Annotated in this window: 11 protein-coding genes and 2 pseudogenes; all 13 read right to left on the reverse strand. The window is 29.4% G+C overall.

Translation table 11 applies throughout. The features are described from left to right. Nucleotides 1-165: 165 nt before the first annotated feature. Nucleotides 166-743, reverse strand: a pseudogene (locus tag BBF96_RS08135) (IS256 family transposase); the annotation flags it as partial. Between the two features lie 649 nt (nucleotides 744-1392). Further along, nucleotides 1393-1548 carry a hypothetical protein gene (locus BBF96_RS16400; protein WP_164730963.1) on the reverse strand — a complete coding sequence of 52 codons (156 nt, stop codon included), beginning with the start codon at nucleotides 1546-1548 and terminating at the stop codon, nucleotides 1393-1395. 213 nt (nucleotides 1549-1761) lie between these two features. Then, a pseudogene (locus BBF96_RS08140) lies at nucleotides 1762-2805 on the reverse strand (IS1634 family transposase); the annotation flags it as partial. Between the two features lie 275 nt (nucleotides 2806-3080). Then, a complete protein-coding gene (locus BBF96_RS08145; RefSeq protein WP_164730964.1) occupies nucleotides 3081-4418 on the reverse strand; it encodes a radical SAM/SPASM domain-containing protein in 1338 nt (445 codons plus the stop codon). A 19-nt stretch (nucleotides 4419-4437) separates the two neighbouring features. Next, nucleotides 4438-4698, reverse strand: a complete 261-nt coding sequence (locus BBF96_RS08150) for a hypothetical protein (protein WP_127016678.1) — start codon at nucleotides 4696-4698, stop codon at nucleotides 4438-4440. Nucleotides 4699-5336: 638 nt separating this feature from the next. Beyond that, the gene (locus BBF96_RS08155; RefSeq protein WP_164730965.1) at nucleotides 5337-7031 is read right to left on the reverse strand and encodes a radical SAM protein; all 1695 of its coding nucleotides are present in this window, start codon (nucleotides 7029-7031) and stop codon (nucleotides 5337-5339) included. Nucleotides 7032-7454: 423 nt separating this feature from the next. Continuing rightward, entirely contained in the window at nucleotides 7455-8177 is a 723-nt protein-coding gene (locus tag BBF96_RS08160; protein ID WP_127016680.1) for a metallopeptidase TldD-related protein, read from the reverse strand. An 89-nt stretch (nucleotides 8178-8266) separates the two neighbouring features. After that, on the reverse strand, nucleotides 8267-8803 hold the full coding sequence (locus BBF96_RS08165; RefSeq protein ID WP_127016681.1) for a PmbA/TldA family metallopeptidase: 537 nt from the start codon (nucleotides 8801-8803) through the stop codon (nucleotides 8267-8269). A 1-nt stretch (nucleotide 8804) separates the two neighbouring features. Further along, on the reverse strand, nucleotides 8805-10181 hold the full coding sequence (locus BBF96_RS08170) for a TldD/PmbA family protein (protein WP_127016682.1): 1377 nt from the start codon (nucleotides 10179-10181) through the stop codon (nucleotides 8805-8807). Between the two features lie 15 nt (nucleotides 10182-10196). Continuing rightward, nucleotides 10197-11450, reverse strand: coding sequence for an MFS transporter (locus tag BBF96_RS08175; protein WP_127016683.1), 1254 nt, complete (start codon nucleotides 11448-11450; stop codon nucleotides 10197-10199). Between the two features lie 101 nt (nucleotides 11451-11551). Next, nucleotides 11552-12190: a CPBP family intramembrane glutamic endopeptidase gene (locus BBF96_RS08180; protein ID WP_127016684.1), complete on the reverse strand. Its 639-nt coding sequence runs from the start codon at nucleotides 12188-12190 to the stop codon at nucleotides 11552-11554. Next, entirely contained in the window at nucleotides 12187-13749 is a 1563-nt protein-coding gene (locus BBF96_RS08185; protein ID WP_164730967.1) for a B12-binding domain-containing radical SAM protein, read from the reverse strand. Before BBF96_RS08185 ends, BBF96_RS08180 begins: the two co-directional genes overlap by 4 nt. Nucleotides 13750-13872: 123 nt before the next feature. Continuing rightward, entirely contained in the window at nucleotides 13873-15237 is a 1365-nt protein-coding gene (locus BBF96_RS08190) for a radical SAM/SPASM domain-containing protein (RefSeq protein WP_164730968.1), read from the reverse strand. Between the last annotated feature and the right edge of the window lie 705 nt (nucleotides 15238-15942).

Consider the following 15942-nt stretch of genomic DNA (forward strand, 5'->3'; position numbering starts at 1 on the left):
GGGGCAATTTTTAATATCTTTACGATTTACCCTAATAAAACCGGTATTTTAATATGTTTTTTGGGGTAAAGAAGTTTCCATTAACTCTATTTTTGTTGATATATCAAGACTTATTTACTACGCAAAATACTCGTTCAGATGGTGATGCAAAGCATCATGAGGGTCTATATAGAAATCAAGAATCTCTCTATAACCTTCTTCATCGATGCCAATGATCACATATACAGATTCATTGTCAACATACTCACGACGCAACTTTACACTCATACCATCAGTGTATAGAACGTTATAACGTCTTTTGAATTTACGTTGATGCCATTTATTCAGTTCTTCTAAAGCAACATCTGTTAAATTGCTGACAGAGGATGCGCTATATTTGGTACCGTACATTTTTTCAATAGTTTCAGCAATATCTCTGGTACTGAGACCTTTGGCATACATGTTGATGATCATTTTTTCTAACCAATTATCACAACGCTGATAAGGCTCAAAAAGAACAGTTTTAAATTCACCATTTCGATCCCGTGGCACCTTTAAATCCTGAATATTACCATATTTAGTTTTAAAGCTGCGAGTATAATAACCATTGCGACTATTACCTGAGTTTTTACCTTTAGGGTCATATTTTTCATAATTTAAAAACTCAGTCAGTTCAGCCTTGAGGAGTTTTTGAATAAATTCTTTAATCAAATCAGTTAATAAACTATCTAAATTGCCAATAACTTTTGAAGTATACTATTCATAAGTGGAATCCTCCTTTAAGTTGAGATTTTTGTTTGGCAAACAATTACTTTAACCTTTCAAAGAGGATTACCTTTTTTATTTATGTAAGATCTCACAAAGTAATTTACACAAAATATTATACACTACTTCATTTGAAAAATATTAGTTTAAATATAACAAAGTAAGCTAAAATAAAAACTAATGCTAAAATAGTAAGAAATAGATCTTTTTTTATAATAGAGTAAATTATAAGAAATACTATTAATATTATCCATATATCCATAAAATATCACCCCGCAATAAAATTAATAAACTCAGGTATTTGTAAAATACATAAAAATTCTTAATATCTTTACCATTAGTTTATTAACTACAGTATTATCACTTAAGAAAGTTTTTGGATTAAAGAAAGTTCCTGATCAGTCCCAGTTCACCAGGATTAAGAAAAAATTTACTGATCAATTAGAACTTTTCTTTCATAATCTTGTAGATATTACTGAACTCATTTGCAAAAAACTTGATAAAGATTTAGCTTCTAGTCTTATCTTTTATACCTCTGGTATGTGAAGCTTATAACACCAAAAATAACCTTAAATATCTTAACTCTCACATTAAAAGAGTTAAGCACCAATATGAAGATAAACCTGATGTAGATTCATATAAAATGATTTATAGGCTTATGCCTTCTTCAGCTTCTGTTAATAATACCTTGAATCTGCTACCACAACCCCGATTTAAAATTCTTCTAATAGCAGTATTAGGAGAAACAGTCCTCACCGGTGATGAATCAAAATCTGTCAATTGATGTGAAACTACAATCTCCAAATTAATCCCCACCAAACACTATTAATTATATACAAAAGTTTATAGAACATAACAAGAAAAAACCACCAATAATTGATCGGTGGTTATTAATTATATTACCGTGAAAATATTGCTGTCTTGTACCCGAGTTCGACAGCTCATAGGTAAAAAAATATCTAATGAAAGCCGTTATTACAACATCCATAAAGGTTTGACTCCTTTTTAAAGCTGTACCTATGATTTTGGCTCAATTTTTGGATACCCTGAAGGCTTCTTGATTCCCATCATTTCAAGGATCTTAAGCTGTTCCTTGGTTAATTCCGTACATTGATATACCTCTCCAGAATTAAAAATAAATTTTCCTATTTTGATCTTATCTAATTCATAGCGAAGATTTCTCCAGGTCATCTTTGTAGCATTTTCTGCAACCCTAACTAATAATAAAGCTAACCATGATAGTAATACATGGGCTCTGATTCTTTCTTCTAATCGATGATATACCGGCCTTATCTCTAAGTCATTTTTTAGTTTCCTAAATGAGTCTTCTATCTCTACAAGCTGTTTATACCCTAAAGCTACATCTTCAGCTGAAAGGGTATCATCTGATGTGGTAATTAGATATTTGCCGTCATATTTTTCTTCTTCCCTGACTTTCATTCTGTTAAGCTTTAAGCGACCGCCTTTCAATTGCCTGATATACTTGCCATAAGTAGGATGAGACCTCAAGTTACACATAGCTTTAGTATGTGCTTTACCGGATAATTGTCTTAAAGACTTTAACTGGCTTTCTATTTCTTTGATAATCTGTTCTCTTTGTTCTTTCTGCCTTTTGGCTTCTAAAGGATTATAGGCTAAAACATAACGCTTTCTTGCTTCACCATCACCAACTATGATTTCTTTTATCTCAAGGTTATCTTTAATCTTTTGATAACGTCCTGAACGGGCCAGGGCTTCTTTTACTTCTTTCTTGCTGGAGCGAAGTTTTTCTCCCATTATGTAATGGCCGCCTGCTCTCTGTAAATAGCGTTTATTTTCACCTGAAGCAAACCCACAGTCCATAACTGAGATGACTCGACCTAATTTCCAGCCTATCAGGTCATCTTTAACTTCCTGAATAACAGACATATCAGAATTATTACCAGGCCAGACCCAGCTTTTAATTGGAATACCATCTCTAGTAACAGCTAAACCTACAACCATCTTGACTAAATCAGGCCTTTTATCCTTTTCGGGTACCTCACCTGGTTGAACTTCAAAATAACTGGAGGTGGTATCAAAGTTGATATATCAGGATCCTTACTCAAAAACAAGTCTAAATATACCTATTTACTGTCGAACTCGGGATAAGGGAAGATGAAATTTCCAGGAAAAAAGAAAGAGAATTATCCCAGAGTGAGAGGAGAGGTTTTATCTGCGGTTTTATGGAAAAAAACATAGTAATAAGCAAGCTAAATAAACCAGAAATTAATTTATCCCTTTATCTCCTTTAATGAATAAAGGATAATTTTTCTGAAAATATTTCAACTTCATTAATTTACTTATCTAATCACTATTTACTTTTCTATATATTTTTTTAATAAATCCCAATGTGTCTTGTTTTGTTTACAGATAGTCAATTGAACTACCAATTCTTCGACTATCATTCGATTATACATGCAAATTTGTGAATTTAATTGTGTTAAATCGAGAACTCCATCACGAAGTAAATAAATCATACAATACGTACATACATTATATATCCAACATGTACGACAGTCCTTAAAAAACGTTGTTTTGCGCAATGAAGCCAAATATTTCTGTTTTTGAGCCAATTTTTTTGCAAAATCATGCGGTGAATCATCCACGTGTGCAATTTTCATATTCTCCTGACATGCAAGACCATTGCAGGGGTAAATATTCCCAGAAGAATTGACGGCTAACTTGCTAAATCCTGCCAGACAAAAGAGTTTATGACTTTCCTGGTTCAATAATCGACGTAAATACAAGTTCATTGCAACAGTCAAAAACGGTTCCTGGCCCGCTCTCAACTTTTTAAACTCCCTTTTAATCAATTCTACAAATGATTGCCAATCTTCATATACCAGAGGATACTTAGTACAATCTACGGCAACCGGGCTAATATGCACCTGAGTCTGTAATTTTAAATTGTTACGAAAATCATCAATAATATCAAAAACTTTTACTCCTTTTTTTACATGATTTATATTATAAGTAACTTCAATACAGTTTAGCATTCCAGTCGTCTCTTGTATTTTTGCGATATTATTTATTACTCTATGATAGGTCCCCTTACCTGCCAAATCTACTCTAGACAAATCATGAATTTCTTTATTTCCATCTAAACTTACACTTACCACAATTTTATACTTTTTAATCAATTCAATAATTGAATCATTTAGAATAGTTCCATTAGTATTTAAACCAAATCGGGGCATCATACCAGACATGTTTTTCACTTTTTCTGTCACATATTCACATACTAATCGAATGATTTTTGTATTCAGTAAAGGTTCTCCACCAAAAAATTGAATATTATGAACTTTATCAAAATGTTGAAAAACCAAATCTATGGCCTTAATTGCAATTTCTTCACTCATCAAATCAGCTGACTCTCCATATGTCCCATGTTTATTATAACAATAACTACAGCGTAGGTTACAATCATTAGCAACATTAAGTAAAAGAATATTTAAATTTTTACCATCCTGGAATAATTCTATTTCTGTAAGTGGTGAATTATCAATAATTGGTTCCTGTTTTTGAATTACTGCTTTAATTTTATCTTTAGTTTCCTCAGATATTTGATAAAATTTTAAATTCTTTTTTAAAAAAAGTATATTTAAGTCATTTCTTTCTATAATATGAACTTCACTGGGATCAAAATATGGCATAAATAACCCCCTTATTTTCTTATTCATCATCATAGATACTATATATTACTTCTGGATTATTACAAAAGGCAAATCCTGTTATTTCTACTTTTTCATTATCTTTAAAAAATACTATATATTTCAACATTTCATGAATTGTATTTTTAAATAATTCTTCAAAAGGTTTCCCTTGTAAAGTATCAATTTCTTCTGTTTCAATTCTAAAACGAAAAATAAAATCACCATTTTCGTCCAAATTATTAATTTTATTATCAACCTGTTTAACTCCGTGCCGTTCCATAGCAAAACCTCCATAATTTTTAAAATTATATTAAATTTGAATTAACCCTTTGAGTGTACTTTGTCTTAGCCAACTCTACCTCTATTATCCTTCAACAACTCCACAACAACCAGAAAACTATAAATTATAGAACAAAATGCCCTTCGGTACTTTACTGAGGTCTTTAACTTATTTTAATGCGAAAAGCTAATTTTCAGCAACATAGAAATTTTTCGTTTAACTATCTTAGTAAAATTGAAGTTAGGCCTCATCACAGGAGGTAATGAACTAATCAAGTCTTTGAAATTGAACTTTATTTTTTTGAGCGAAAAATTAGCTTTTTGCAGTTTATCATATATTATCTATATCAAATGTTATCTACAACCTGCAAAAAGTATAATTTCTTGGACATCAAAAAAGTTACTTAGATCAAGTTGTAAACCAACTTGATCTAAGTAATCTACAAAAATTTTTATCCAAAGATTTTTACTAATCAGTAGTTATAGTTCCAATAAATGGCGCTCCCGAAAACTTTCTTTGTACTGTTACTTTTTCTTCATCATTGATCAAATTACGTAATTCAGCTTCACTTAAATAAAGTTTCTTCATAGATTGCACCTCCTTTCTCAGATTGTTTATGAAAGATTTTTTGAAATTAGTTAAACATAAATTGTTTCACATTCAATAATTTCTATAGGTATTCTAAATTTACTTAATTCATAAACACTCGAACCACAAAGATCCATTCGCCATTCATCAAAAACAGATGATGGAATAACAATTAAATCTATCTGTTGATTTTGTAACATTTTTTCCAACTGTATTTTAAAATCAGATACCATATGTAAGTCATTAATTATAATATTCCCCCCCCAATAGTAGTGAGGACAGATCATATAAATAAGATTGCATTTAGCAAAAAACTGAGTGTAAAAATCTACACTATTAATAATTTGTTGAACAAAAGGAGCTATTATTTCAGAAGTAAAAAGAATTATATTTTTTGCCGAATGTTTTTCAATAGCTCTTTTTAATTTATCTATGTAACTAATTTTAATAGTCTGGTTCAAAAACAATCCCCAGGTAAATGGTGAATATATATTTTTTACATTTTCTTTCTTTTTAAGTACCACATCAAATTGCTTATTTTCTCTCTGAATTGTTAAAGTGACCTTTTCTGCTCCATTTTCATATGCCTGTCTAAGTTTAGAAATAAGCTGTGACTTTAAATATATTGGGTTTTCATCCATAGCAACAACTAGATCATTAACTTTAAGACCGGATTCATAAGCTGGAGAATACTTATAAACTCCATCAATTATTGGCTCTATAGTAGTAGAAGCTCCATATAAAGCAGGTAAGCAGGTAAGTGGAAAAGAAACTTTTGGCTTTAATTTCGCCACTAAATCAACCAAATCATCCCATCTGTCATACATTAAATTAGTACACCCGGGATTGTTATATTTATTGTACCCAGGCAAACATACTCTAACCAGTACAGGCTCATATTGCTCTAATTCCAAAATTGTTCTTTCTATATTTGCCAAATCCACTGAAACCCAACCTACAATACTTACAGAATAGGAAACTTGATACTTTTTAAGTAATGAAAGGCTCTTTAGCGCATTCTTTGTACCATCCTTTTTAGAATCATTCATAGTTCTTTGCCTTGTCGTTGGATCCAGACTATTAATAGAAACGACCAGACTAACTTTTTTGTATTTTGATAATTCCTTGATAATTTCTTCGGTAAGAAATGACGCATTGGTAGTCAAATAATCTATATCTTCATTTAAATCCTTTACCATTGAGAAAATTTCTAAAAGATTTGGATTTAGAAATGGTTCACCATAAACAAAAATTGCTGAAGGAAGTCCGGTCTTTTTTTTCTGATCATAATACTTTAGTCTGGTTTTAGCTTCCTCAAGACTTAAAATCCGATTCTTTTGAGCATAAGGCAAAGGATTTTTTTTCTCATAACAAATTTCACAATCACAATTACAATAACTAGATGGAGATCCTAAATTAGAAAAAAAACTTTCTACTTCATAAAAAGACCATTTAGAAAGATTTTTTAAACGATACCCATTAACTACCTGTTCAACACCTTTATATTTAAAAGTTATAAAAGGAAGATATTGTTTTAAAAAATGATCAATAAATCTTAAACGGGGCTCTGATAAATTATAAACTCCGTAATAAAAATGCTTTCTGTCATCATTTTTAATCACATTGGTTTTAGGAGTTAACTTTATCTCAACTTCATCAATTCTCACCTTCTTACCATTATATTCAAAATCAAAAAGTTTGAATATCTCCTTTAGTACAGTTGCAATAAAATTTTCAAAAATCATTTTTTTCACCCCGTTTTCTAATTATTTAACAAATATTGTTTATTATATATTCATAGATCAAATTCAACCATAGTGCAACTAATGTTTTTCCAATTTAGGTTATATTTTGGTATTTTTTATATTTTATTTATATAATTAATTTTTGATTATTTTTTTATAATTATATCATTTTAAACGTGCAATTTCAAGTAAAACAAACTAATATTTCCATTTCAACTAATCAATTAATCTTTATACTCATTATATTAAGTGTCTAAAAATTCAATTATGAAATCGTTTTGAAACGTCTATATATTACAAATCTTTATATATAATATTAAAAAAATAAAGAGCTTATCCCTACGGTCTTTTATACACACTTATCCTTCATAATTTAATTATTAATCAGAATTTTCTTACAAATAAAGTTTACTTTTTTCGATTTTAGTAATTTGTTATATTAATATTGTTTACTCTGATAGTAGGAGAACCAAAACCCTTATCACTTCTCCCTACTAAGAAAAATTCCAAATCATTTCCTATTAAATCAATTTGTTTAAAATAATCCAAGATTTTTCCCCAAAAAACAATCCGTGGTACAAAACCTTTAAATTGCCCATTTTTAATATATAAAGCAGTTGCACTTACAGAGTAAGACCCTGAACTCTGATATATTGGATCTGTATTGAAAAGCTTTACAATATATAACCCTTCTTCAACTGACTCAATTATATCTTTTTGAGAAAGATTTTGCGGTTTAATATATAAATTAGTAGGGGTAACTTTAGGCAATTTACTAAAATCTACTTTAAATCCATTTCCTGTCGATTTTGATTCTAATTTATATGCAGAAAATACATTATGTAAAGCATTTTTAAATATACCTTTTTCTATTACTATAGTTTTTTGGGATGAAAATCCTTCATCATCAAAAGGAATAGAAGCTAACCCCCTGTGAAGCATCCCATCATCAATTATAGTTAGTTTATTAGATCCAATTTTTTCCTTAAATCGATCTTTTAAAATAGACATACCTTCACTAATCCTATCACCAAAAAAAATGGGACTAAACTTTTGGAGTATTTCTGCACTTAAATTAGGAGGTAAAATTAATGACATTTTTTTATCCTTTAATTTGACCTCAGGGAGATTAAAATCTGTTAACATCTGCAATTGGTTTCTCAAATATTCTCTGTAATTTAAATCTTCAATATAAACTTTACTTATTCTCCAATTTAAAGAATTTGTGTTAAGCTTTAAAACCCCCCCATATCAATTATACTCTTCTGATAAGAACCCACAAATTGATATATATCAAAAATTTGGATAGACTTTATTTTATCAACATATACTAATTGTGGAAAATTGACTAAATTATTTTGGGTTTTTACCCAATCAATTAAATCATACATATAAGAAATTTTATCATTCAAAGACAAATCTTCTATTCCAGAGTCATAAATCTCGGGTAAAAAATCAATCTTATCAAATCGATTTTTTTCAAAACAAGAAATATCAACTGATAGATTTAAAAGTTCAGAATTAAAAATAGCTTTTCTTACTAAGTGATTAACATTTTCAAATTCAAAATTAAAAGAAAAACTATAACCTAATTTACCTTTATTTACCACTGTAATAAATATTCCACAGTTATTAGGAATTTGGATAAAATTAAGTTTATTTTTTTTAAACTGTAAATATGTTCCTCTTTCCTCCATAACATATATTTGTGCATAATCTAAAGGAAACTCTTTAAGACTTGCAAGTACTTTCTTCATTTTATCTACATTCATCCTATTTCCAACCACCTACTTTTATTTTACTAATCCGTAAAGTTGGAATTCCTGCACTAACCAATACCCTATCAAATTTGTTACATATTCCATACGTAAAATTCAAATCATTGCCCACCATATCAATCTTTTGTAAAATATCTTTAGAATTACCTACTATAACCATGTTTTTTAATGGAACAAATATCTTGCCATCTACAATCAAAAAAGCTTCTATAACTTCAAAAGAGAAATCACCAGTCATCCCATTCACATTACCAGTTCCTAATGCACTAATATAAATACCTTCTTTAACAGATTGTATGATTTCTTCCGGAGATATATCCGGGTTTGGTTGAAGATAAGTATTTGTCATTCGAGGGGTAGGCAAATATTGAAAATTCTCTCTTCTACCATTCCCTGTGAGACTCATATCCAAATTTTTTGCCGTTTGACGACATGTTAAATATTTCTGTAAAATACCTTTTTTTATTAAAACATTCTTTCTAGTTTTTGTACCTTCATCATCATAATTACTTGATATTATACTTCCTTCCAATGTACCATCATCAATTATAGTAACTAAATCTGAAGCAACTTTTTCTCCTAATTTATTATGAAAAACCTTATATCCCATCTGTATTAAATCAGCTTCCAAGGCATGTCCACAGGCCTCGTGTATTAAAACTCCTCCTTCACCACCAATTACCACTGGCATTTCTACCTGTGGACATGTAACCCCCTTAATAACATAAGTTAGCCTGTTTACAACTGCTAATGCTAAATTCTTTAAAACTCTTTCATTATTTAAATTTGTAAAATTTTTAAATGCTCTACGAACTTTGGTCTTATAATTTCTTCCTTGATTTGAACTTGTTGCCTCGACGATTATAAAAATACCATTCCGTTGGTCTCTTATTACTTTATCCTCACAGTTTACTATTTTTATATTTTTTTCTTTTTCTTCAAATTTTATAATCAAAGATATTGAACCCATTTGATAATAATCTCTAATTAACTTATCTAATTTCTTTAAGCAATCTATTCTTTTTTTTAATGATATAAAATCAAAATCCTGTTCTAAATGGTCCTGTTGGTTAATAGAACCAAAATCAGCTGCTATAGGTTCACTATGGAAAGATCCTACTAATGCTATATCATAAGCAATTTTTCGTAAATGATCCTTTTCAAATTTGTTAGTAAATGCATAATGAGTTATCCCATTTTTTATTAACCGATATCCTATTCCATTAACTACTCTATCTTCTACATGAACTAAATTACCATTATTTAAATGTAGAACTTTTACGTTCGTATTTTCAATGAATAAATCCGCGTACTCCCCACCTTGAGATGTCATTACATATATTAGCCCTTTAGAATCCTCATTCGATAGCATAATACCACCTAATTCCTATTTAGTAGCTTCAGTTAAATTTATGGATTCTTCCTTAGGCCAGAAATTTATCAGAACAATCGACACTCCAATAATTATTAATGCACCAACTTTTAAAATCCATAACACACCAAATAAATCAATTAACCATCCTATTAAACTTGCACCTAAAGGCCCACCTATCAACATAAAAAAGTTTAATACTGATGCAGCTCTTCCACGATATTCATCCTCAATATTTTCCGCAAACAATAACCCAATACCTACACTAGCCAATCCAATTGCCAGTGACATAACAAATATACCAATTGAAAGGGCATAAAAATTTACTATTATCCCTCCTAAACCGAAACCCAGGCCTATACAAATAATTCCATAAATCAATATTTGTTTCTTGGAAAGAAATTGACTAACTTTTGGATAAATAATATTACCTATCAAATTCCCTATTAGAATCATAGACAATGCAATACCTATATGCGATTCACTAATTTTATATATATTTGTAACTGAATAAAGTACAATAACCTCCATAGGTGTTAAAATCATATTAATACATGCTGCTACAACCATAATAAGAATAAAGATTGTTTTTGTTTTTAAATATGCAAGTCCACGAGTAAAATCTTTTAAAATTCCTCTTTTTTGTTTTGTTTCTAATTCTACAAGCTTTTCCTGTGGTATAGTCATCATAAGAATTGCAAATCCAGAGACAAAAAATGTAATTGCATCAAATAAAAATATCCCGTAAAAATCTATCAATACTAACATTACTCCTACAAGAGACATTCCGAGAATTTGAACCAAACTTTGTGTCCCATTCACCAGTGAATAACCAAAAATTCTATCTTCTTCTTTCAAAAGATTTGGTAAAGTTGCTGTATTAGCAGTTGTAAAAAAGGTTTCAAAAATTGAAACCAGAAAAGCCATTACATATAGTTGAAAAATTGTTAAAATATCAAAAAACAATGCAATAGATACCCATAACATAATACATCCACGTGCAAATTCAGCTATAATCATTATCGTTTTTCGTGAATATCGATCAACTAATACACCTGCTATAGGAGTAAAAAGCAAATTAGGAAGCATGTTAATAACCATTATAGTTCCCATCGCTAGTGCAGAACCAGTTAATTCTAAAACTATGTATATTAATGCAATGGTTTCTAAAGCATCAGCAAATCTGGATAATGCTTGAGAACTCCATAATAATGTGAATGACTTGTTTCTTCTTAAAAATTCCATCCTTTCAACTATCTTTTTCTTCATTTTTACCACACCACCTAAAATAAATGTTATTCATTTAAATTATAATATATTTAGTTAAAAAATACAATATAAATTATTCAATAGCAGGCTGGTTATCGTATCTAATGTGAGATTTTAATTTTGTATTGCCCAGGTAGGCAAATAAAATTATAAGCTGAATGTATACAAATGGAAGAAAAAACACCGTGTTCTAAAATAATAATCCCAAGTATAGCTCCAAAAAATGTCATTAATACTACATGAACTAGACTAGAATTTTTGTGATGGATTCCAAATAAAATTGAAGTAAAAATTACATAAACTATACTGAAAACCAGGTTATTTAATACGTTAAAATTCATTAAAATTACTACAAACAAATAAGGTAAAATACGAAATCTAATTTCTTCTTCAATACTGGCAAACCATAGTGCCATTAATGTAAGTAAAAGATCATCATTTCTAGAATGATATATTACATCATTTTGTTTAAATATTAATATAGTAAAATACATCAACATTAATGAAATTAATGTGTTAATATAAATATTGCCATTAGAGATAAATTGTAATATTGATGCTAGATAGATAACTATAAATAAAACAGCTATATGAAATAACGATAGCTTAGTGGCTTTATAATTTATAATTTTTATATTGCCATTCTTTAGCAGATGATTATTTTGTTTAAATATTTTTCTAATATAATAAAATGGTGTGCAAAATCCGATAAAAGATATTATCAATAAAATCTTGTTCATCTATACACCTCTTTTAATTCTTTAAATTTTTTAAAATTCATTCCTAATGTGGTTTTATCAAACTCTTCCATATGTTTTTCGATTTCCTGCATAATTTGTTTTTCAGTTAATTTAGTAACATTATAAAGAACATATTCAAATATATTTAATTCCAATTCTCTTACATTTTCTAACCATTTTTCTAAACGTACTACATATGGATTTTGTTTCTCATAATTAGCTCTTAACTCTTTTTGCATGTAATTTCTTTTCTTATTTAAAATTTCAATCCACTTATAATGGATATGTCGAAACTTTTCCATTCTTGGATCTTTCATTTTATAATCATAAATCGCATCTAATTTTTCTAATATCTTATATTGATGAGATGTCATTTTCGGAAAGTTCCAAGGAATAACTTCCAATTCATCGATACGTTCAGCTAATTTTGTTCCTCCAATAATACCTAAATGGTTAGAATATAATAAATGGGATGTATCAGTCAAAGTATAAATTTTCTCCTCTTTGATAAAGCGTAAGTTTTCATACATTTCCTCTAATGTAGTCCAGGGATCAAATAATATAAAATTAACGTGTGTTTTAATTCCCATATCTGTTAACATCTTTATCGCCTTCAAATTTTGTTCAACGGTTGTTCTTTTGTTCCAGGTATCCAACATTCGTTGAACACCTGTCTCCACACCTAAACGAACATTATATAAACCTGCACCTTTTAAAGCTCTTATAATCGGCATTTTTATATCAGTAACTCTAGCTTCAATGGAAAAATAAATATCTAAATTTTTTTGCATAAGTAAATCTGCAATTTCCAATGCCCTTTTTTCACCTTTCGGACAACTGCCAAAAAAGTTATCATCAGCAAAAAGAAAATATTTTTTACCATACTCTTTATTATATCTTTCGATTTCGTAAACTACCCTTTCTGGACTTTTTGCTTTCCAACGCGGCTGTTTAGCAAGCTTTGTAAAACCATGAATAGTACAATAACTACAATTAAATGGGCAACCTCTGGATGTAACAATTGTTGCAATTGGCCCATCAAGCCTGGGTTCTATAAATGGCTCCTTATCTAAATCAACTATTTCTCCTGTAGGTTCATTCTTTATTATTTTATCAGAAGAGTTAAAATAAAAAGAAGCAGTCCTTAGTAATTTTTCATTATCATTTAAATTTGACATAAACTCTACTATAGAATTTGTAGCCTCACCAATAGCTATAGAATCAATCTCCTTAAAATTTTTTAAAACTTTTTCTGCATTTAATGTAGCAGCTGACCCTCCAATTGTTATATGGCCTGAATAACCCTGACTTTTTAATCTCTGAGCTAAATCTATTGCTACTACTAATTCTTTTACAAAAGGAGCAGTAATTCCAATCCAATCATATTTTTTAAGTTTTTCTACACAAGAATCAATAGGTTCATAATTATTACAAAAATCATATAAATCAACATTATATCCCTTCTCACTTAATACCGCATGAATTAACCCCGCTCCCAGATATTCATTTGTATCCATCATTGTCGGAGATACCGGCGGAACTACAATTGCTAACTTCATCATTACACCCTCCTCTAAATCATGAAATTTTGTATCCTACCCAATAAGATGGCCCTAATCTACTAACTATTTCTATTTTCCCAGAAACTTCACGTCTTATTTGATGCTACCATTAGTAAAAAATTATATCATTCTTCTCTCAATTAGATCTTCTAAATACTCATTTATAGTTTCTTTATATCCTTCACATGAAGGCTGATAAATATCGTTATTTGCTACCCATGAAGCTAATGCACACCCTCCACCACAGAATAATTCAATCTCACAATTTCGACATTTTTCCATATTAATAGTTTTCCTATTTCTCCATTTTAAATATTTCTCAAAATCAATTTGTAAACCATCAGTAAAAGTACCAATAGCCAATTCATCAATTCCAACACTTTGATCACACGGATAAATTTTACCATCTGGGCAAAATGCAAAATATCTTCCATCTGTAGAATCACAATAGTTAAATAATGGAGGAACATTCATATCTAATTTTCCAGACTCGAGGACTGTACTAATATGAGCCAATAACTTTATATCCCGTACCATATATGTGGTTTTTGCAGAATTATCATACTTAAATATTTCATTTACTTCTTTTAAAAATTTATTTTCTGATACCTTATGTTTGAAAGTTTTAGGACACATAACTCTGCTAAATATTGACATAAAGTTAATATTATTTTTCCAACCCATATCTTTAATAAAATCATATACTGTCCTTAAATCTAAATTTTCTTCATCTACATTTACTCGTAATACCACTTTAAAGTTTTTTGATAATAAAAGCTCTACATTTTCTACTATTTCTTTAAATGTACCTTTTCCATTTTTGAATGGTCTTCGATAATCATGTACTTCTTCTATACCATCCAGAGATATTTGTATTTGAAATAGTTGATCACGATATTTTTCAAATAAATCAATATACTTTTTTATAGTAGTTCCATTAGTTAATATCTCTATTTTTTTATCTATTTGTTTCATCTTTTCAAAAATGTACTCCACTAAATATTTATTTTCAGGCATTAATGGCTCTCCGCCATATAAATAAAAAACATTTTCACTACTTTCCACATATTTGGGAGAATTAGATATTTCATTAATTGCCTCAAAAACTTTATCTATCATTTCTGTTGACATTTTTAAATCGCTTTTTTTATCTATAACATCTTCTTCATAACAATAAGTACACTTTAAATTACAAGAATATGTAGGACAAATAGCAAATATTTTCGGCTGTTTTTGGCTTGCAAATTTTTCATAAATGTCCCTATATAATTTTTTGTAAGCCTCTTCACTTGGGAAGATATATCCTCTATCTTCCAGTTTTTTTAATAACGTAGAATCCAATTGAGAAAGTTTTTCCTCATCACACTCTCTTAATACTTTTACAAGTTCTTCTTCCATAATATCAATCATACCTGTAGTTGAGTTAATTACTAAATAATTCCCATCAAAACTTTTCTTATATATAATTTTTTTCGGAACAAACATCATTTCACCCCTCCTTAAAATTGCATAGAGATAGGTTTAAAAAAACCTATCTCTATGACTTTTTAATTTACTCTTCCTCATCATTATTCATTGCAATAGTGATTACTGGCTTGATACAACATGCTGCTCTCAGGTTTTTCTCCATTTTCCAACCTTTGTTCAAGGAAATCATATTTTTCACCTCCTTTCATTGGCAGAGTTCCGTCAAATTTCCCCCTTTTTCAAGGGGGAAAAGCTTGATTTTTCCCTGTAGAGTCGGGATTTTCCTGAAAAAGAAGGAATCCCTCCCCCTGGAGTAGTAGGTAGTAGTCTTCTTCATTTCTTTTCAGTTCTCTCATAATATTTCCGTATTGATTCTAAATCACCTAACTAAATTGATGACTACCACTCTAAATTAAACAACCTGGATGATCCATTACCTCTCGTAAAACCTGTTTATAAAGATTAGCCATTACGTAACTTTTATCTATAAAGCTATTGATTTCTACATCAGATTAAGTCTCTCTTTACAACAAACTGTACAGGCTATCAAATTAACATGGCAAGTTTCTCTCTCGAAAAAGATCATTCAAAAATGGACAGTTTTATTAGTTGTTAAATTATACCTTTGAATCCAAAACTACCTTTATCCGGCATTGTTGCTATCGAAGAAACCTATATCAAAGTTAAAAGCTCAAAAACATAGTAGAACGTTTCTTTGGAACT

The sequence above is a fragment of the Anoxybacter fermentans genome (assembly GCF_003991135.1).
GTDB lineage: Bacteria > Bacillota > Halanaerobiia > DY22613 > DY22613 > Anoxybacter > Anoxybacter fermentans.

Coding starts and splice junctions, on each gene's coding strand:
- BBF96_RS08145 (WP_164730964.1), bottom strand. CDS start 4,418: ATGCCATATTTTGATCCCAGTGAAGTTCATATTATAGAAAGAAATGAC.
- BBF96_RS08150 (WP_127016678.1), bottom strand. CDS start 4,698: ATGGAACGGCACGGAGTTAAACAGGTTGATAATAAAATTAATAATTTG.
- BBF96_RS08155 (WP_164730965.1), bottom strand. CDS start 7,031: ATGATTTTTGAAAATTTTATTGCAACTGTACTAAAGGAGATATTCAAA.
- BBF96_RS08160 (WP_127016680.1), bottom strand. CDS start 8,177: ATGTTAACAGATTTTAATCTCCCTGAGGTCAAATTAAAGGATAAAAAA.
- BBF96_RS08165 (WP_127016681.1), bottom strand. CDS start 8,803: ATGAATGTAGATAAAATGAAGAAAGTACTTGCAAGTCTTAAAGAGTTT.
- BBF96_RS08170 (WP_127016682.1), bottom strand. CDS start 10,181: ATGCTATCGAATGAGGATTCTAAAGGGCTAATATATGTAATGACATCT.
- BBF96_RS08175 (WP_127016683.1), bottom strand. CDS start 11,450: ATGAAGAAAAAGATAGTTGAAAGGATGGAATTTTTAAGAAGAAACAAG.
- BBF96_RS08180 (WP_127016684.1), bottom strand. CDS start 12,190: ATGAACAAGATTTTATTGATAATATCTTTTATCGGATTTTGCACACCA.
- BBF96_RS08185 (WP_164730967.1), bottom strand. CDS start 13,749: ATGAAGTTAGCAATTGTAGTTCCGCCGGTATCTCCGACAATGATGGAT.
- BBF96_RS08190 (WP_164730968.1), bottom strand. CDS start 15,237: ATGTTTGTTCCGAAAAAAATTATATATAAGAAAAGTTTTGATGGGAAT.